The organism is Kordia sp., from assembly GCF_965224175.1.
Classification (GTDB): domain Bacteria; phylum Bacteroidota; class Bacteroidia; order Flavobacteriales; family Flavobacteriaceae; genus Kordia.
This window is the reverse complement of record NZ_OZ245041.1, coordinates 5,336,459-5,354,966: the sequence shown is the minus strand read 5'-3', so window position 1 is coordinate 5,354,966 and position 18,508 is coordinate 5,336,459. Positions and strand designations below refer to the sequence as shown.

The following is an 18,508-nucleotide window of genomic DNA, read 5'->3' as shown; positions in this document are numbered from 1 at the left end:
ACAAATATACATTATTTTTTCACACAATTAACATATCGTCAAAAAAAAGTTAAAAAATTTACAAATAATGCATTGAAAACTTTTTAATTCTGCATTATAATGAATTACGTCTTTTTATCTCTGAAGGAATAATTCTATGAATTGGTGTTTGATGTTTTACATATGAAGCAGATTCTTGCGCCATTTTTTTAAAATCTGCGGAGATGGTTGTGATGCCTCCGAAGATAATTTCCTTTACATCATTATCATTGTGCGCCAAAATACCAACTTCCTTTCCAATGGAATAATTAGCATATTTACAATCACGTAAAACTTGCCATAAATGTGTATCACTTATGAAAAAATAGAGTGTATTTGGTTTTACACTGCCTTGATTGTATTTTTTTTCAATCGTTCCTTTTATGTTGTACGTTTTGATAAATTTTTTGAAAGCATTTTTTATTCCAATTGGATAATCGGCATCATCGCGAAAGAATAAAGTCATTTTCTTATATTTATTGATCGCTGGTAATAATTCTTCCAATCGCTGATACGTAGAACGCTCAAATTCTTGAGAAATATAAGAATATTCATTTGCCATATGAATGAATCTATCAATGATTAATAGTTTATCTGATGGAATTTTTTTTAAGATCGTAGGCATTTCCAGTGTTGGAATTGGCGCTATAACATACATTCCGTATTTTCCTTCTATACTACTTAAAATGTTTTTAAAAACGTCTAGATTGTTATGATGAAAAAATACGTCTATATGATATTTTTTACCTAGTTCTTTTCTAAATGTGTTGTAAAAATCTTCTTGAAATGAATGAAACGCAAATAAAAGCAACGCAACTTTAAGTTTTGTACGCGTGTTAATGTTAGAAATATAGTAACCTTTAAATTGCTTAGATTCTACTATACCTTTACTTTTTAAATCTTCATATGCTCTTACTATTGTTTTTCGAGCAAAACCTAGTTTTTGTACAGTAGCATTAATAGAAGGCAAACGATCTCCTTTTTTTAGCGTTTTGTCATTGATAGCATTTATAATACCATTAACTAACTGCTCATGTTTAGAGTGTATACTTTCGTTTTTGAGTTCTATAATTTTTTCAAATACAGCATCCATGAATAGCAGTACAATTTAGATTTCAAAGTTAATACCTTTTGCTATTAACTCTTGATATTTTTCATGATTAAATTTATAATAAAATGCACCTTTTTTTGAAGAAGATTTGTCTTTTTCTTCTAGTTTGATCAATACACCAAATGATAATACTTTTTTTCTAAAATTACGCGAGTCCATACTTTTTTGATAGATGGCTTCGTATAAACTTTGCAATTGAGGTAAGGTAAATTTTTCTGGAAGCAACTCAAATCCAATTGGTTGATAACGTGCTTTGCGTCGCAAACGTGCTAAAGCATCTTTCACCATTTGATCATGATCTAATACTAATTCAGGCAATTCATCAAACGGATACCAAATAGCATTGTGTTTTTCAACCAAGGTTTTGTCATACTCTCCTATTCGTATTAATGCATATTGCCCTATAGAAATACATCTGTAACCTGCATCACGATCTGCCGCATTGTAGGTTTTTAATTCTTCCATGAAAACATTTTGCAAACCTGTAATTTCTTTGAGCACTCTATTGGCAGCTGTGGTAACACTTTCATTTAGTTTTACAAAACTTCCAATAAGTGACAAAGCTCCTTTTTGTGGTTCTATCCTACGCTTAAAAACTAATAATTTCAGTACGCCATCATCAAAACCAAATATAATACAGTCGGTGGCAACATACATTTTATCATGCATGCTATAACTGTCTTCTTTCCACATATAATCTATATTAATTTAAAAGATATTATTCACTATTTGCTCATTTCAAAAGTAGTTAAATTAATTGAGTTGCATACTTCTGATAAAATTCATCTTTGCAAAAAAATAATAAACGTATTTTATACATTTATTATTTTTATTGTATATTTACCCATCTAAATTTTTATTTTGCATACACTCAATCAACATTATTTCAAAGATTTTAAACCTTTACTTACGGTACATTCTCCAGGAAGAATCAACTTTATTGGTGAGCATACCGATTATAATAATGGTTTTGTTTTACCAACTGCTATCGATCGTACAATTAGTTTCAAATTTCGAAAGAATGATACCAGTTCTACCTGTAATATTTACAGCAAAAGTTACAATGCTTTTTTACAAGTAGATTTGACACATGTTCGCCCTAGCGAGAATGAATGGGAGAATTATGTTTTAGGAGTAATTCATGAATTGTTACTTAGAGATGCTTCATTGGAAGGTTTTGACTGCATTATTGAAAGCGAACTTCCAATTGGCGCAGGAATTAGCTCTTCAGCAGCATTAGAATGCGGAATGGCAATTGGATTAAATATTTTATTCAATCTGAAACAACCCTTAGAAGAATTGATCTTACTTTCACGTGATGCAGAACATCGCTTTGTAGGAACAAATTGTGGAATTATGGATCAGTTTGCTGTGGTAATGAGTAAAAAAAACCATGTACTCCTACTCGATTGTAAATCTCTTGATTATGAATTGATTCCTGTAGATATTTCTCCGTATAAGATTCTATTGCTGAACACCAATGTTTCACATAATTTAGCTACTAGTGAATATAATAAACGACGTGAAGAGTGTGAGTTGGGCGTACAAGTGATTCAACAAAAACATACAGAGGTACAATCGTTACGAGATGTTACGTTGGCTATGTTAGAATCAGTGAAAGAAGAATTAAATATAACTACTTATAAACGCTGTCGGTATGTTATTTCTGAAAACGCAAGAGTTTTAAAAGCCGTACAGGAATTAAAAAATGGAAATTTAGAAGCTTTTGGAGATTTAATGTATTTGTCACATGAAGGTTTGCAAAATTTATATAATGTAAGCTGCGATGAATTGGACTTTTTAGTAGATTATTCTAGAGAACACGAACATATAGTAGGTTCGAGAATGATGGGCGGTGGTTTTGGTGGCTGTACAATTAATATTATTCATGAAAGCGCTGTCGAAGCTTATACAAAGACAGTTTCGGAAGCATACAAAAATCATTTTAAGCGAGAATTAACAGCAATTGTTGTTAATCCAAGTCAAGGAACTTTTATCAAAAATTAATCATTAAAAAACCATTGTTATGCAGCCAAAAACAACATTAAAATCTTTAGCGAAAATTTTAAATGTTTCCGTTTCTACTGTATCAAAATCTTTGGGAAATAATGATGAAATTAGCGAAGAAACAAGGCAACGAGTTAGAGCTTTAGCTAATGAATACAATTATATCCCAAACCAGTATGCCGTTAGTTTACGAAAGGGAACCACAAAAACGATTGGTGTAATTATCCCGAATATTTTAAATCCATTTTTTGCAAAAGTATTGATTGGATTAGAAGAAGTATTGTCTAAAAAAGGATATCATGTTATTACATCTATTTCACATGAATCTACTTCGAAAGAGGTTCGTTGTATAAAAACTATGTCACGCGGTTTTATTGATGGATTGATTATGTGTTTGGCAAAAGAAACACAAGTTAGCAAAGCGTACTCACATTTAGATTCTATTGTACAACAGAAGTTGCCAATTGTATTGTTTGATCGTATTCACAACGATTTACAATGTGATAAAGTTATAAATGATGATTATGAAGCATCTTACAACACAACTACACATTTGATTAGAGATAAAGGTTGTAAAAATATTGCTTTGGTATCTTCTATTTGTGGTATTCACTTAGGAAATTTACGTATGGAAGGCTACAAACAAGCATTGCAAGATCATGGTATTGAAGTAAATGAAAAATATATTATCAATTCTCCTAATTTGACGGATTTTACAACGCGAATTCCAAGTCTTTTGAAAGATAAAACAATTGATGGATATTTTGGTGTAAATGAATCTGCAACAATTAGAACAATCAATACAGCAAAGAAAATGAATTATGATGTTGTTAAAGAATTACCTATTGCAGCATTTTGTAATACTTCTCAGTTACGTAATCATCCTTCATTAATTATTGTAAATCAGCATGCGGTTGAAATTGGTCATAAGACTGCTCAATTGATGTTAGATCGATTACAAAAAGATACACGAAAAACTTATACAACCACCACTGTAAAAGCAAGTATCGATTATAAAAACCAAAGAAATACGACTTATAAAACACATTAATATCTAATGAAACAAAAAATAATTGTTACGGGAGGTTGTGGCTATATTGGCTCACATACCGTTGTTGAGTTGATCACTCATAATTTTGAAGTTGTTATTTTAGACGATTTATCAAATTCAAACATAAAAACCTTAGACCGTATTGCCAAAATTACTGGGATAAGACCCATTTTTGAACAACTCGATTTAAAAAATAGTGAACAAACAAAAGCAGTTTTCCAAAAACATAAAGATACTGCTGCAGTGGTTCATTTTGCCGCGTATAAAGCTGTGGCCGAATCAGTTCAAAATCCTGTAATGTATTATAAAAATAACTTTTTCTCCTTACTAAATACACTTGAAGCACAGTTAGAACAAGGAATTAATAATTTTATCTTTTCTTCTTCTGCGACTGTTTATGGAGAACCAAAAAAACTACCAATTACTGAAGAGAATCAAGTGCAGCGTCCTTTTTCTCCATATGGAAATACAAAAAAAATTGCTGAAGAAATTTTAGAAGATATGGTGAAAGCTCATCAAGATTTTTCAACAATTTCACTGCGTTATTTTAACCCTATTGGAGCACATTTATCTGGCAATTTAGGCGAATTACCCAATGGAATTCCAAACAATTTAATGCCATATATTACACAAACAGCTGCGGGAATTAGAAAAGAATTGCAGGTTTTTGGAAATGATTATGATACGAAAGATGGTACCGCAATTCGCGATTATATTCATGTAGTTGATTTGGCAGATGCGCATGTAAAAACTGTAAAACGTTTATTAAATAAGAAACAAGAGAAGTCTTTGGAAATCTTCAATTTGGGAACAGGAAATGGTTACACGGTTTTGGAAGTGATTCAATCTTTTGAAAAAATCACCAAAAAACCATTGAATTACAAAATTGTAAGTAGACGTGCAGGCGATGTTCCTGCATTGTATGCTTCTACCGAATTGGCAAAGGAAAAGTTGAATTGGGAAACACAATTAAATATTGATGATATGGTTGCTTCTTCTTGGAAATGGGAAGAAAATTTAAAGAACGAAAAAAACTAATTCATGGACATTTTGAAAGAACCACATATTAGAAAAAACATATTAACTGGTGACGAAGTTTTGGTTTCACCGCATCGTACTAAACGTCCGTGGCAAGGAAAAGAAGAAAATAAGACTGTTGCAGAAAATGTTGCTTATGATGCTACTTGTTATTTATGTCCAGGAAATACACGCGCTAGCGGAGATGTAAATCCTACTTATGAAGATACTTTTGTATTTACGAATGATTATGCAGCTTTAAAAAGTGATACAGAAACAACAGATTATGTTGATGGATTATTGGAAGCAAAAAGTGAAAAGGGAATTTGTAAAGTAGTTTGTTTTTCTCCTGATCATTCGTTAACACTTTCAAAGATGAAAATTTCCGCGATTGAACTTGTGATTGAAACATGGAAACATGAATTTAAAGAACTATCAGAGATTCCTTTTATCAATAGTGTACAGATTTTTGAAAATCGTGGTGACATTATGGGATGTAGTAATCCACATCCACACGGTCAAATTTGGGCACAGAAATCTATTCCGACTGAGCTCCAAAAGAAAACTGCTAATTTTCAGAGATACCATGTTTCTAATCCTTCCCAAACCTTATTGGAAGCCTATATATCTCAAGAAATTGAGACTAACGAACGAATTGTATATACAAACAAACATTTTGTTGTACTAGTTCCATTTTGGGCAGTTTGGCCATTTGAAACCATGATTGTTCCCCAAAAAGCGATGAAAAATATTTTATCCATGACTGAAGAAGAGGTCACATGCTATGCAGATGCAATTAAAACAACTACAAGTGTATATGATCGTGTTTTTAATGTTCCTTTTCCCTACTCTGCTGGAATTCATCAAGCACCAACAAATAATGAATCAAACGATGGCTGGCACTGGCATATGAGTTTTTATCCACCATTGTTACGTTCTGCAACTGTAAAAAAGTTTATGGTTGGATATGAAATGTTTGCTATGCCACAACGCGATATTACGGCTGAAAAAGCAGCTGAAATGTTGAGAGATTTGGTGTGAAAATTAGTTTTTAACTTCTCATGTAATTAGAGCTAATTCTACAAAAAGAAGCATTGATGAACGAGTAAAAAATCAATTTCACTTCAATTTTGCTCAGTATAAACTTCCCATTTAGTACATACAAATAGCTAACTAGACGTGTTTTTAGCTAAAGATATATCGAAACTGTACTCCTTATAAACAAAACTCTATAAAAAAATAACCCTCTCAAATTGAGAGGGTTTATAAAAGGGTGAAAGACCGGTTTCGAACCGGCGACCTCCGGAACCACAATCCGGCGCTCTAACCAGCTGAGCTACAATCACCATTTGTTTTGCGGATGCAAATATAAGCTATTTGTTTTCCTATACAAAGTATTTTTTTAATTTATTTGATAACATTTTTTATATACATGATTTTGAAAAGATTAGCTTTTACTTTTTATCCCTAGTTTTTAATCACTAATGAGTTTACGGTACAAAATGCATGCAACCATGTGATAGTGTCGCTACACAGTCACAAGGAATTTCTACATAATTCACATGGAAAGTTTCCGGACTTATTTCACATAGAGGAATCAAGACAAAAATCAAAACTAGAAGTATTGCCATCATTTTTGTACGCACCGAATATGTGCGCGTATTTGATGAATATTGAAATCGTAACGGATCGTGTATGTGCTCTTGTTCCATAACTTAGTTATAAATTGATTTATCTTCAAATTTAATAAAATCCAAAACAAGAGAATTCATAGAAACAATAAAAAGAAGATTTACCATTCATTGGGAATGTATGTTCATTGATTTCATACAAAGGAATGATACAAAAAAGCAGAACCAATGCAATTGCCATCATTTTTGTACGCAGCGAATATGAACGCGTATTAGTTTCATATTGAAATCGTAACGGATCGTATGTATAATTATCCTTTTCCATCTTATATTAGATCATCTAGAGAGTCTATAGCGACATAACGCTCTACCGTGAAACCTTCTGCATAGTCAACACCTATTAAACGTCCTAAATCACGCGCTCTGTAATTAATACTGTCTATAAAGTTTTTACTTGTGATAGGCGTTTCTGCTTCGTTACTGTTTGGATCATAAAACTGCGAACTATAGGCCATTACCGCGTCGTGTTTTTTGTCTATAAATCCTGATACATCTACTACAAAATCCGGCTCAATATTTTTCCATTGAATGTAATGATAAACTTGTTTTGGTCGCCATTTCTCTTGTATTTCTCCATTAAGTTGAGTTTCAATTTTCAACAATCCGCTTAAAAAACAAGCATCACTTACAAGCTGACTTCCTTTTCCGTGATCTATATGGCGATCATCAATTGCATTACAGAGTACGATTTCTGGCTGATATTTACGAAGTATTTTTATAATTTCTAATTGATGTTCCTTATCATTCTTAAAGAAACCATCTGCAAAGGCTAAATTTTCACGAATTTCCACGCCTAATACGTTGGCTGCATTCGCTGCTTCAATGTCTCTTAAATCGGCTGAACCACGTGTTCCTAGCTCTCCGCGTGTCAAATCGAGAATACCAACTTTTTTTCCCTTGGAAATTTCTTTAGCAATCGTAGCTCCACAACCCAATTCAACATCGTCAGGATGCGCGCCAATGGCTAATATATCTAACTTCATGTTTTACCTATTTTTTGTATTACACAAAGTTACGCTATTTTATTCAAGTGTATTTTTATGTCGCCAACCTCTTTTTTCTAAATGACGTACATTTTCTGTATCTCGTATAGAAATGAGATAGTTAGCCAAATGTTTCAACTCAGTGTCGTGTGTTTCGCCTTCAAACGGATAAATGTAAATAGCATTTCCGTAGTTATCTTTTGTCTTTTCTGGTGAATCATCAATGATCAGGATTTTTTCTAATGAGAACCCTTTCTTTTTTAGTTTCTTTAGATGTTTGGCTTGCACATACGTATCTAATTCGTAATCTCTTCGTAATGTACAACGTGACTTTCCCCAAACAAACTCAAAATTTACGGTAGATGGTTTAATTTTTTCTACTAAATCATTTACATACAAATCATCCGCAGAAGACCAAATTGCTACTGAAAAATGTTTACTGATTTCTTCTAAAAAATATTTTAAATGCGGTCTGATATATACATAATAGTTAGCATATTCGAAATCTTCTTCAAGTATTAGTTTTTCCTCTGAAGCATGCAATAATGTTTCATCTAAATCTAATACGACAAGTATAGTATCTGTTGATTTCAATAATGAATGAATTAATTTGTTTTTGGTGATCTATCTTCTGCTACTATTTTATTGATTTGCGGTTGAAGAATCCAAATACCTATTGGATAAAACCATAATAAAAGTGCTTCTTTTACATAATCTCCAAATTTTGCTTCTCTTTGTAATTCTATTGTTTTTAATGTCTTCGAAACAAAGTATAAAAGATAAAACATACAAAACATTGAAAATAAATGCAATGGTAATATGATTGCCATAGAAGGTAACGCAAAGCTAGCAATAGCTTCTGGATTGTTAAACGCATTGCTAAACAAAAGCCCAAATAAGAATGAAAAAAGTGTAATATATACCAACGGAATTATTAGAAACCATTTGAATCTACTCACATTTAGTTTTACATCTAATGGAACATATTTTTGTAAACCAACTCCCATTGACCAAAGCCAACCGAAAAGAAACACTGCATTTAAAATCATAATTACAGGAAATATAGAATACACTGATTGGAATGTATTAATTATGTGTTCAGGGTCTTGATTATCAATATTTGCAAACATGCTTGTAAACATAGACATCATAAAAATCATTTGTATTAAAAATGGTAAAGCAACCATGAGTAAAAATAATTGCCAATGTTTTGCTTTAAGGAATTTTTGTATCATATCTTTTTGATTTACAGAATATAATATGAGTCTTAAGAAAAATCATTTTGTTACTTTTTTTTAAAAATATCTGATAAAAATACTTTTCTAAACTCTCAGAATAAAATACTAACTTATGAATTTTCTCTAATTTTACTTTCCGCAGTGTTTTTCAATTAACTTCAAAGGATCTTCAATATTATATTCTTCTTTCCATTCAGGTTGATACGTGTAACCACTTTCTATGGCTTTATTCCAATATAAACAAGCATTTTGAATATCTTTCAATCCAAAATAGGCATTAGCCATATTGTTATAAGCATATTGATTGGTATCAAAGTTTTCATCGAAAGAAGCATTTGAGCCGATACTTAATGTTTTTTCAAAATCGGCAATAGCCTCTTCAAATCGATGTAGATAAAATAGTGTCAGACCTCTATTATTTAAAGAAACTTTGTCTCTTGGTTTTAGACTTAAAGCAATGTTGAAGTCTTTTAGAGCTTCTTCATACTGTTGTAAACCCATTTTTACTTTTCCTCTATTTAAATAACCACTTTTGTAATTTGGAGAAAACAAAATTACCTTGTTATAGTACTCAAGAGCTTTTTCTGGTTTCCCCCATTTTCCATGCAATAATCCAAGGTTAAAATTAACTGTTACTTTTAATTCAGGATCCTCCAAAGCTTTTAAATACTTTTTTTTAGCTAAGTCAAATCTCGCTGTATTTTCATAAACAATTCCTTGTCCCATGTACGCTAAAGAGTTCTGAGGATCAAGTTGTAAGGCTTTTTTAAAGTTTTTCAAGGCTTTTTCATAATCTCTACGATGCGAATAAAAACTGCCTTTCACCCTGTAATACTTTGATTGGTTAGCGTTGATCGCGATTGCTTTGTTTATATACTCCAATCCTTCTAACGTAAGTGCATTTGAAAGTCCGTTATGAGTTGTATTGCTTAAAATTGAAAAAGCTTGATTATAGTATGCTTCTGCATATTCTGATTGAGTTTCAGAAGGCTTATTACTAACTGTATTGCAACCAATGAATATTGCAACAATAATAAACGTAAATAAAATTCGTATTTGCATGTAATTTTATATTCAATAGTCTTTAGAATTGTTACTTTTTCTTTGCCTTTTTTATAGCTTGATTCAAATCTGAGATAATATCTTTCTTTGCTTCTATTCCTACCGAAAAACGTATCAAACCATCTGCAATTCCTTGTTTTTTGCGTTCTTCTGGTGTCAGTAATGCATGTGAAGTTTGTGTTGGACTTAACACAGTACTTTCTACACCAGCCAAACTCATAGAAGGTTTTATCAGTTTTAACGATTTGAAAAATTTAGAAACATCGTATTCAGGTTTTAACTCAAACGACATCATTCCACCAAATCCAGACATTTGCGATTTTGCCAATTCATAATCTTCATGCGATTTTAAACCTGGATAATATACTTTTGCAACAGCTTCATGTTTTTCTAGATAATTGGCAAGTTTTAATGCATTTTTATTTTGTTCCTTCACGCGAATTCCCAAAGTTTTCATGCTTCTTTCTAACATCCAAACGGTAAAATCACTTAAGCTTCCTCCAAGGTTTTTTCCCAATTGAAAAATACGATCCATGTGTTCTGCGGAAGCGGCAACAGCTCCTGCCAAAATATCACTATGTCCGCCAAAATATTTTGTAGCACTGTGAATGACAATATCAATTCCCATAGTAGCTGGCAACTGATTTACAGGACTTGCAAACGTGTTATCAATCATAGTAACTAACTTGTGTTTTTTTGCAAGTTTTGCTACTTTTCTAATGTCCGTAATTTTCAACAACGGATTGGAAGGTGTTTCAATATAAATGACCTTGGTATTTTTTCGAATTTCTTTTTTGAAATCTTTAATATCTAGACTTTTTGTGAATGAATATTCGATTCCGTATTTATCAAATTCTTCCAATACCAAATTCATCGTTCCACCATACAAAGCATTTTGCAATACTATATGATCACCTTTGTGTAAAAATGCGAGTAAACTTGTACTTACAGCAGCCATTCCACTACCAAAAATCATAGCAGCTTCTGTCTGTTCTAGAGCTGCTACTTTTTTTGATAATGCTTGTTGATTTGGTGTATTAAAGTATCGTGGATATCGTTTTTCGTCAATATCTTCAAAAGCATATGAACTACTTAGGTAAATTGGCGAAACAGCACCTTTAAATTGTTTGTCCTTTACTTCTCCAGTATGTGTACAGACTGTATTGAGTCCTAATTTTTTATTTTTCATCGCTCTAAATTACAAAACTGTAAAATATAAACCTAAACTTTCACGGCTTTCCATTTGCCTCTTTTAAAGACAAACATTCCTATAATTGCGATTAAAACTTCTGCTGCTGTTATTGCCCAAAATACACCTTTTGGACCAAAATCTAGTTGAATTGCCATGATGTATGCAAACGGTAATTGAAACAACCAAAAACATATAAAATTGATGTAGGTTGGAGTCTTGGTATCTCCTGCTCCATTGAACGATTGTATGATAACCATTGCATATCCATAAAAAATATAACCTGCTGCGACAATTTGCAGACAAAGTGCGCCATTTTCTATCACAATTGCTTCATCAGTGAAAAGACTAATGATTTGTTTTGCAAATACAAGATATACGATTGAAACAATTCCCATAAACCAAGCATTGTATTTTCCTGTTTTCCACACAGAAGTTTCGGCTCTTTCTGGTTGATTTGCTCCTAAGTTTTGACCAACTAAAGTTGCTGCTGCATTGCTCATTCCCCAACAAGGTAAAAGTGTAAACATGACTACGCGAATGGCAATGGTATATCCTGCTAAAACATCACTTCCAAACTCTGACATGATACGCATTAAGAAAATCCAGCTAGAAGTTCCAATGATGAATTGCCCAATTCCGCCAAGCGAAATTTTTAAAAGATTCAACATAATTCCTGTTCGTAGTACTAAATCTTTTAATTTAATTTTAATTACGCTCCAACCATAAAATAAGATTCCTAGTTGAAATATTACAGCACTTCCACGTCCAATCGTAGTAGCAATAGCTGCGCCTTCTACTCCATATGCAGGAATTGGCCCGAGTCCGAAAATAAAAATAGGATCTAGTATAATGTTGAGCCCATTAGATAAAATCAAGGCTTTCATAGCAACAGAAGCATTTCCTGCGCCTCTAAAAATGGCGTTGATGAGAAATAGTAACATGATCGTCATGTTTCCTCCTAATAGAATTTGTGTATAACCATAACCTTCTTCTATCAATTCAGGTTCGCCGCCCATGAGTCCTAAGATTTCTTTAGGATAGATGATTCCTATAACGCTGACAATACTTGCGATAAATACACCTAAAAAGATTGCTTGTACAGCCACTTTTGAAGCGCCTTCAGGATCTTTTTCTCCAATTCTTCTGGCTACCATTGCAGTAGCAGCCATACTTACTCCGATTGCGACAGCATATACTAAAGTGACAACAGATTCTGTGAGTCCGATAGTAGCTACAGCATTTGTGCTAACTTGTGAAACGAAAGCTATATCTACAATAGCAAATATCGATTCCATTAACATTTCGAGAATCATAGGAATAGAAAGCATAAAAATTGCTTTGCGTATGCTTCCGGTAGTAAAATCGTTTTGAGAGCCTTTTATAGCTTCTTTAAAATATGAGAATAGTTTTTTGATTGATAATGTAGAGTCTTGTGACATGATGTAATATTATATATTAGAATGAGCAACTTCAAGAAGATTGAGTTGCCAAAAAAGGGTCGATGAAGTATCGACAGGTTCCGAATAATACTACTTACAGTTTCATAATAATACAAATATCGCTTTTTTTTCCGATTATGCAAATCTTTAAAAAAGCGATATTGTTATATGTGTCGCGAATGTTATTACTTTTCAATCCAAGTAATAACAGCTTCGTCGTTTGGTAATGTTTGTGGAGAAATTACTTTTTCTAATTCACCATTTGCGTTTACTAAATACTTCTGAAAATTCCATGCAACGTCAGAATCTTCCAAACCGTTTTGTGATTTTTGTGTTAGGAATTGATATACTTCGTGCATGTCGGAACCTTTTACAGAGATTTTGCTCATCATAGGAAAAGTAACACCATAATTGGCTTTACAGAATTTTGCAATCTGCTGATCGCTTCCAGGTTCTTGTGCACCAAAGTTATTCGCAGGAAAACCTACAATCGTGAAATCTTTGTCTTTGAAAGTTTCGTAAACTTCCTGTAATTGTTCGTATTGTGGCGTTAATCCACATTCGGAAGCCGTGTTGACAAACATTACTTTTTTTCCTTTTAAATTGGCTAGTTTAAAATCGTTTCCAGCAATATCCTTTACTGTAAATTGATGAATTGATCCTTTTTTCATGGTTTTTTCGGGTGTTGTTTTTGTTGCAGCTACTTCTGTTTTAGCTGTTTCTTTCACTTTTTCTTTTGGTTTTGAAGTACAACTTACTGCACACAAAACGAGTAATAGAAATAAAATTCTCATTAGGTTTCTAGTTTTTTGTAAAAGTACGAAAGTATTCGCTTACGTATAGAATACATATCATTCTTTTAACAATATTTAGATGGAATCAAATTTCCAAAAGTCATGATTAGGCAAAGGTGCTTCGTAAGTTATGAGTTCTTTAGAGTCAGAGGCTTCAAAACTAAGTTTCCATGCATGAAGACAAATTGATAACGACTTATATTTTTTATCTGATCCATATTTTTCATCGCCGACAATAGGAAGCCCAATGTTTGCTAACTGTGCGCGAATTTGATGAAATCTACCTGTTTTAGGTTTTACTGCTAAAAGATACCCAATACTATTTTTGCCGATTACTTCATAAGAAAGCATGCAACTCAGTGCATCTTTAGATTTTGTTTGTACAATTTTCGCTTTCTTTTCTTTGTTATTTTTTATGAGAAAATTGACCAAGTTTCCTTTGTTTTTTGCAGGCTTGTTGGTAACAATTGCTAAATAGGTTTTTTGAACTTTTCGACTACTAAATAGGGAATTAAAAGCAACCAAAATACTTTTCTTCTTGGCAAGAATTAAAACACCGCTCGTTACACGATCTAGCCTGTGAATGATTCCAACATACGGCTTTCGCTTGCTTTTTAAAACATGATTAAAAACCTGGTTTTCAACAGTAACAGCTTCATAAGGATTTTGTTCACTTATCAATCCAGCCGCTTTATTTACAACTATATAATCGTTGTTTTCGTGTATAATTTCAAGCTTAGACATTAGTGCTGTTCGTTTTCAAATTTCAAAAAAGTAGACATGTGTTTCAAAATAAAGCCAGTCTATGAGTTAACGTCGCTTTTTTCTAGATTTTCGTTTCTTTTTAGAACGTGAATGACGAGCAGGAATTGCATTATCAAAAGTATTGTTCACTTTTTTAGGCTTGATGCTTTTCCAAGTATTATTCTCTTCTTCAGGCACTAAGGTTTCTGCCAAGTCTTTTCTACCAAGTTTACTCAATGTTTTACGGATCCAACCTTTATTTTCTTTTTTATACCAAAAGAAAAAACGATGTTGTTCTTCTTTTTCTTTTCTAGATTTTGGTGTTTTGGTTGGTTTAAGTGTATATGGATGATATCCGCTATAGTAAATAACAGTTGCAACCGTCATTGGTGTAGGTGTAAAACCTTGTACTTGCTCTAACTGAAATCCCATATCTTTTGTTTCGGCAGCCAAATTTGCCATGTCTTCTACTTCGCAAGCTGGATGATTTGAAATAAAATAAGGAATCAACTGAAGTTTCAGTTTCTTCTTTATGTTGATTTTATCAAAACGCTCTTTAAATTTATGAAAATATTGAAAAGACGGTTTACGCATCAACTTTAATACAGGATCAGATGTATGCTCTGGCGCTACTTTTAAACGTCCAGAAACATGTTTTGTCATCACTTCTTCCGTGTAATCATCTAATTCTTTTGGATCTGCATTTTTGTTGAATTCTGGCACAAGCATATCATGACGAATTCCGCTTCCTATAAATGATTTTTTTATTTTAGGATGACTATCTACAGCTTGATACAATTCGGTTAATGGCTTGTGAGATGTATCTAAATTACTGCAAATTACAGGTGAAATACAAGAAGGTGCTACACATTTATCACAAATAGATTGTACTTTACCTTTCATTTGATACATATTCGCAGATGGACCACCAATATCTGACAAATAGCCTTTAAAATCAGGCATACTAGCAACTTTATCTACTTCTTTTAAGATAGATTCTTGACTACGACTTGCAATAAATTTTCCTTGATGTGCAGAAATCGTACAGAAGCTACAACCTCCAAAACAACCACGATGTATGTTAATAGAAGTTTTAATCATTTCAAACGCAGGAATTGGTCCACGCTTGTTATATTTTGGATGTGGTAAACGTGTGTATGGTAGATCAAAAGATGCATCAATCTCTTTTTCTGTCATGGTTGGATATGGTGGATTTATCACCAATGTTTTGTTGTTTACTCCTTGGAAAATTCTTCTTGCTTTTAGCTTGTTAGATTCTTGCTCTATTACTTTGAAGTTAGAAGCAAATTTCTTTTTATCCTTCAAACAAACTTCATGCGATTCAATTTCGACATCGTCCCAATTTTTATTTTTAGGAATGCTTTCATTCTTATCAACTAAAAAAGCAGTTTGCTTGATTGTTCTTAAACTTGAGAAAGGTACTCCTTTTTGCAGTAGCTTTACAACTTCTCGTAAAGGTTGTTCTCCCATTCCATAGACTAACATATCTGCTTTAGACGTTTCTAGAATAGTTGGTAATAGTTTATCGCTCCAATAATCGTAATGTGTCACACGACGCAGTGAAGCTTCTATTCCACCAATTAACACAGGAACGTCTGGAAATTTTTCTTTTAATATGTTTGAATAAACCGAAGTAGCATAATCTGGTCGAAATCCTTTATCACCATTTGGTGTATATGCATCCTTGTCTCTACGTTTTTTACTAGCTGTATAATTACTCACCATAGGATCCATACAGCCACCCGTAATTCCAAAGAATAGTTTGGGAATTCCTAGTTTGGTAAAATCTTGCAAATCATCATGTACACTTGGTTGTGGAACAATGGCTACTTTTAACCCATAACTTTCCAGAATACGACCAATAACAGCTGGCCCAAATGAAGGATGATCTACATAAGCGTCTCCGCTAAATAGAATGACATCTAATTCTTCCCAACCTCGAATTTTTACTTCTCGCTTCGTTGTTGGTAACCAATCTGAAAGTTTATTTGTCTGCATAAGACTGCAAATATACGCTTATTAGCGTTATAACTCAATACTAAAGTCTATCTGCTCAAATTTGTTGAGTAATTATTCAATATTTATGAAAATATGAAAAGTATTGGTTTTCCGATAGAATGTTTCTAATATATTTAATAAAATTATCATGATATTTCAGCCGTAAATCATCAACTTTTTTTATTTTTTCGGTGTGAAACGAAAACTTCTCATCTTAGCGTTGCTTCTCATATTCTGTGTCGGTTTATTAAAACTATCACAACATGTAAATCTGAATCCGTTTCGAACCGTAGGCGAATCCTTAGATTCCTTTAATGGTGTCGAAGTATATTATAACGGCGCTGTAAATCACGTAGTCAAACGAAATGTCTCCAAAGATGGTTATAACTTAGGATTGCAATATCAATGTGTAGAATTCGTAAAACGTTATTATTATGAATATTTAAACCATAAAATGCCTGATAGTTACGGACATGCGAGAGATTTCTTCAACTATAGTATAGAAGATGGAAAACGGAATCCGCGTCGAAATCTTGTTCAGTATACAAATGGAAGTATTTCTAAACCAAAGATTCATGATATTTTAGTTTTTAAAGCTTCTAGGTATAATTCATTTGGACATGTAGCAATTATCACGAAAGTTACCGAAAATACAGTTGCAATCATTCAACAAAATGCAGGTCCATTTGGCAATACACGTGTTTCTTATGAATTGATTCAAGAAAACAATCATTGGAAAATTATTGACTCTAAAATTGCAGGTTGGTTGCGAAAAGAATAATTTTATAACTTAGTTATCAGTTCCCTAATCATGAAAGACAAATATTTAAAAGAGTTTAAGAATAAATCGAACGAGGAACTTTTGTACATCATTAATAATGCTGTATTGTACAATAGTTACGAAGTAGATGCTGCACATGAATTATTACGAAACAACACAGCAACTTTTTCAGAATATCAAGAACTCATTGGTGAATCGTCTAATACTGATGATGATAGTTCCAATTTATTAGTGACTATTTTAAAATGGATTGGCATTATACTTTTCTTTCCACTTTCGTTAGTAGTTGTGGGATATTATAAAAATAAAAAAGCAAAGAAAGAATATTATGCAAATAATAGACCGTATGATCAACGTTAGTTTCTCTTTCTTGTTTAAATCTTTAACAACTACCAACTCATTGTAATTAAATGAAGAGGAAATAGTTGGACTAATTTTTGACTAAATGAATATTTCCTAATATCAAAATTGCTATTATAATTGTATATGAATATGATCGTCATGTCGTACTGCATGACAGCCATGAAAGCGTATTTTAGAGTTTGTTAGCTTCATGCGCGATTTTAAATGTGGCTCGATAAATATTTTTTTAATCTTGGAAGAAGCTGTCAATTTTTGAATTAATGTTTTAGTACGAGTTTTGTCAAAAATATAATTCCCTTTTTTATATTGTGGAATAATTTTTTCTAAGAAACTATATTGAAAATATCCTTTTTGGGCACAAAACTCAGGCATATTTTCTTCTTTTGACGTTGGCGACTCGCAAACACCATATCCTAACCACGATGGACTTCCTTTTTTGTACAGTTTTGTAGTCGAGTCGCTATAATAGAAAGCTAAATCTACCTTTCGTCCGTCATTATGACTCCAATGCGGCAATAAGGGAAATTTCGCGCCAAGCGGAAAACATGCATCTAAATAATAGGTTACAGTTTCTGGAAATTCCTTTTGCATTGCTTCAGATTCAAACAATAGAACTTTATATAAATCCTCATGTACATAATGACGATTCATTAAAAAAGTGTATGCTCGCAGCGGCTTCAAAGTATTATTCATTAAAGGAAGTGGTTTTCTGTTGTATAACGTTGAAGCAAGTATTGGCAAAATTATAAAGGAAAGTATTCCGTATATCGCTGCAAAAAGTCCAAAATTGATTGCTTTTTTCTTCAAACCTGTAAAATCAAAACGACGTTTCAACCATAAATAAAGAAGATATGCCAATCCGCCAACTTGTGTCAAGATTGTAAGTAATAATATGATTAAAATATGAAGTGAAACGCGTAAAAATTTCATGTAATTTATTTCTTCAAATAGCATTTAAAGGCATTAAAAACAATAGTTCCCATCTTAAGAAGCATACA

The 18,508-nt window shown here is 32.4% G+C and carries 19 protein-coding genes and 1 tRNA gene; 6 read left to right on the top strand and 14 right to left on the bottom strand.

Annotation, left to right across the window (positions count from 1 at the left end; translation table 11 throughout):
- Positions 1-94: 94 nt before the first annotated feature.
- A complete protein-coding gene (locus ACOQOS_RS23515) occupies positions 95-1,111 on the bottom strand; it encodes a GntR family transcriptional regulator (protein ID WP_420572878.1) in 1,017 nt (338 codons plus the stop codon).
- A 15-nt stretch (positions 1,112-1,126) separates the two neighbouring features.
- Positions 1,127-1,822: an NUDIX hydrolase gene (locus ACOQOS_RS23510; protein WP_420572877.1), complete on the bottom strand. Its 696-nt coding sequence runs from the start codon at positions 1,820-1,822 to the stop codon at positions 1,127-1,129.
- A 168-nt stretch (positions 1,823-1,990) separates the two neighbouring features.
- On the opposite strand from ACOQOS_RS23510, the gene galK reads away from it, so the two are divergent.
- Genes galK through ACOQOS_RS23490 form a run of 4 tightly spaced genes read left to right on the top strand, consistent with a single transcriptional unit; the run spans position 1,991 to position 6,245 of the window.
- Positions 1,991-3,136: a galactokinase gene (gene galK, locus ACOQOS_RS23505; RefSeq protein ID WP_420572876.1), complete on the top strand. Its 1,146-nt coding sequence runs from the start codon at positions 1,991-1,993 to the stop codon at positions 3,134-3,136.
- A 19-nt stretch (positions 3,137-3,155) separates the two neighbouring features.
- Entirely contained in the window at positions 3,156-4,187 is a 1,032-nt protein-coding gene (locus ACOQOS_RS23500; protein ID WP_420572875.1) for a LacI family DNA-binding transcriptional regulator, read from the top strand.
- Positions 4,188-4,193: 6 nt separating this feature from the next.
- Positions 4,194-5,225, top strand: a complete 1,032-nt coding sequence (gene galE / locus ACOQOS_RS23495; RefSeq protein ID WP_420572874.1) for a UDP-glucose 4-epimerase GalE — start codon at positions 4,194-4,196, stop codon at positions 5,223-5,225.
- Positions 5,226-5,228: 3 nt separating this feature from the next.
- A complete protein-coding gene (locus tag ACOQOS_RS23490) occupies positions 5,229-6,245 on the top strand; it encodes a UDP-glucose--hexose-1-phosphate uridylyltransferase (protein ID WP_420572873.1) in 1,017 nt (338 codons plus the stop codon).
- A gap of 230 nt (positions 6,246-6,475) precedes the next feature.
- On the opposite strand, the gene ACOQOS_RS23485 is transcribed toward ACOQOS_RS23490, so the two are convergent.
- From ACOQOS_RS23485 to ACOQOS_RS23435, 11 genes are all read right to left on the bottom strand, one after another.
- Positions 6,476-6,551, bottom strand: a tRNA-His gene (locus tag ACOQOS_RS23485).
- 396 nt (positions 6,552-6,947) lie between these two features.
- Entirely contained in the window at positions 6,948-7,160 is a 213-nt protein-coding gene (locus ACOQOS_RS23480) for a hypothetical protein (protein WP_420572872.1), read from the bottom strand.
- 1 nt (position 7,161) lies between these two features.
- Positions 7,162-7,878 (bottom strand): bacillithiol biosynthesis deacetylase BshB1, encoded by a 717-nt coding sequence (bshB1, locus tag ACOQOS_RS23475; RefSeq protein ID WP_420572871.1) that lies wholly within the window; start codon positions 7,876-7,878, stop codon positions 7,162-7,164.
- Between the two features lie 39 nt (positions 7,879-7,917).
- Positions 7,918-8,472 (bottom strand): NIF family HAD-type phosphatase, encoded by a 555-nt coding sequence (locus ACOQOS_RS23470; RefSeq protein ID WP_420572870.1) that lies wholly within the window; start codon positions 8,470-8,472, stop codon positions 7,918-7,920.
- Positions 8,473-8,483: 11 nt separating this feature from the next.
- Complete coding sequence (locus tag ACOQOS_RS23465; RefSeq protein WP_420572869.1) at positions 8,484-9,113, bottom strand: hypothetical protein; 630 nt, start codon at positions 9,111-9,113, stop codon at positions 8,484-8,486.
- Positions 9,114-9,245: 132 nt separating this feature from the next.
- Entirely contained in the window at positions 9,246-10,178 is a 933-nt protein-coding gene (locus ACOQOS_RS23460) for a tetratricopeptide repeat protein (RefSeq protein ID WP_420572868.1), read from the bottom strand.
- A 31-nt stretch (positions 10,179-10,209) separates the two neighbouring features.
- Positions 10,210-11,367, bottom strand: a complete 1,158-nt coding sequence (locus ACOQOS_RS23455) for a trans-sulfuration enzyme family protein (RefSeq protein WP_420572867.1) — start codon at positions 11,365-11,367, stop codon at positions 10,210-10,212.
- Positions 11,368-11,399: 32 nt separating this feature from the next.
- Positions 11,400-12,809: an MATE family efflux transporter gene (locus ACOQOS_RS23450; RefSeq protein ID WP_420572866.1), complete on the bottom strand. Its 1,410-nt coding sequence runs from the start codon at positions 12,807-12,809 to the stop codon at positions 11,400-11,402.
- Positions 12,810-12,994: 185 nt separating this feature from the next.
- Complete coding sequence (locus ACOQOS_RS23445) at positions 12,995-13,603, bottom strand: glutathione peroxidase (protein WP_420572865.1); 609 nt, start codon at positions 13,601-13,603, stop codon at positions 12,995-12,997.
- 75 nt (positions 13,604-13,678) lie between these two features.
- On the bottom strand, positions 13,679-14,347 hold the full coding sequence (locus tag ACOQOS_RS23440) for an RluA family pseudouridine synthase (RefSeq protein ID WP_420572864.1): 669 nt from the start codon (positions 14,345-14,347) through the stop codon (positions 13,679-13,681).
- A gap of 66 nt (positions 14,348-14,413) precedes the next feature.
- Positions 14,414-16,366 (bottom strand): YgiQ family radical SAM protein, encoded by a 1,953-nt coding sequence (locus ACOQOS_RS23435; RefSeq protein ID WP_420572863.1) that lies wholly within the window; start codon positions 16,364-16,366, stop codon positions 14,414-14,416.
- A 193-nt stretch (positions 16,367-16,559) separates the two neighbouring features.
- Here ACOQOS_RS23435 and ACOQOS_RS23430 point away from each other — a divergent pair, with 193 nt between their 5' ends.
- A complete protein-coding gene (locus ACOQOS_RS23430; protein ID WP_420572862.1) occupies positions 16,560-17,147 on the top strand; it encodes a CHAP domain-containing protein in 588 nt (195 codons plus the stop codon).
- A 30-nt stretch (positions 17,148-17,177) separates the two neighbouring features.
- Entirely contained in the window at positions 17,178-17,507 is a 330-nt protein-coding gene (locus ACOQOS_RS23425) for a hypothetical protein (protein ID WP_420572861.1), read from the top strand.
- A 114-nt stretch (positions 17,508-17,621) separates the two neighbouring features.
- On the opposite strand, the gene ACOQOS_RS23420 is transcribed toward ACOQOS_RS23425, so the two are convergent.
- Entirely contained in the window at positions 17,622-18,440 is an 819-nt protein-coding gene (locus ACOQOS_RS23420) for a hypothetical protein (protein WP_420572860.1), read from the bottom strand.
- Between the last annotated feature and the right edge of the window lie 68 nt (positions 18,441-18,508).

What these genes read in the sequence shown, in the direction of transcription:
- ACOQOS_RS23455 (WP_420572867.1), bottom strand. Translation starts at nt 11,367, where the DNA reads ATGAAAAATAAAAAATTAGGACTCAATACAGTCTGTACACATACTGGA.
- ACOQOS_RS23500 (WP_420572875.1), top strand. Translation starts at nt 3,156, where the DNA reads ATGCAGCCAAAAACAACATTAAAATCTTTAGCGAAAATTTTAAATGTT.
- ACOQOS_RS23425 (WP_420572861.1), top strand. Translation starts at nt 17,178, where the DNA reads ATGAAAGACAAATATTTAAAAGAGTTTAAGAATAAATCGAACGAGGAA.
- ACOQOS_RS23435 (WP_420572863.1), bottom strand. Translation starts at nt 16,366, where the DNA reads ATGCAGACAAATAAACTTTCAGATTGGTTACCAACAACGAAGCGAGAA.
- ACOQOS_RS23420 (WP_420572860.1), bottom strand. Translation starts at nt 18,440, where the DNA reads ATGAAATTTTTACGCGTTTCACTTCATATTTTAATCATATTATTACTT.
- ACOQOS_RS23465 (WP_420572869.1), bottom strand. Translation starts at nt 9,113, where the DNA reads ATGATACAAAAATTCCTTAAAGCAAAACATTGGCAATTATTTTTACTC.
- bshB1 (WP_420572871.1), bottom strand. Translation starts at nt 7,878, where the DNA reads ATGAAGTTAGATATATTAGCCATTGGCGCGCATCCTGACGATGTTGAA.
- ACOQOS_RS23515 (WP_420572878.1), bottom strand. Translation starts at nt 1,111, where the DNA reads ATGGATGCTGTATTTGAAAAAATTATAGAACTCAAAAACGAAAGTATA.
- ACOQOS_RS23440 (WP_420572864.1), bottom strand. Translation starts at nt 14,347, where the DNA reads ATGTCTAAGCTTGAAATTATACACGAAAACAACGATTATATAGTTGTA.
- ACOQOS_RS23450 (WP_420572866.1), bottom strand. Translation starts at nt 12,809, where the DNA reads ATGTCACAAGACTCTACATTATCAATCAAAAAACTATTCTCATATTTT.
- ACOQOS_RS23445 (WP_420572865.1), bottom strand. Translation starts at nt 13,603, where the DNA reads ATGAGAATTTTATTTCTATTACTCGTTTTGTGTGCAGTAAGTTGTACT.
- ACOQOS_RS23490 (WP_420572873.1), top strand. Translation starts at nt 5,229, where the DNA reads ATGGACATTTTGAAAGAACCACATATTAGAAAAAACATATTAACTGGT.
- ACOQOS_RS23460 (WP_420572868.1), bottom strand. Translation starts at nt 10,178, where the DNA reads ATGCAAATACGAATTTTATTTACGTTTATTATTGTTGCAATATTCATT.
- galE (WP_420572874.1), top strand. Translation starts at nt 4,194, where the DNA reads ATGAAACAAAAAATAATTGTTACGGGAGGTTGTGGCTATATTGGCTCA.
- ACOQOS_RS23510 (WP_420572877.1), bottom strand. Translation starts at nt 1,822, where the DNA reads ATGTGGAAAGAAGACAGTTATAGCATGCATGATAAAATGTATGTTGCC.
- ACOQOS_RS23480 (WP_420572872.1), bottom strand. Translation starts at nt 7,160, where the DNA reads ATGGAAAAGGATAATTATACATACGATCCGTTACGATTTCAATATGAA.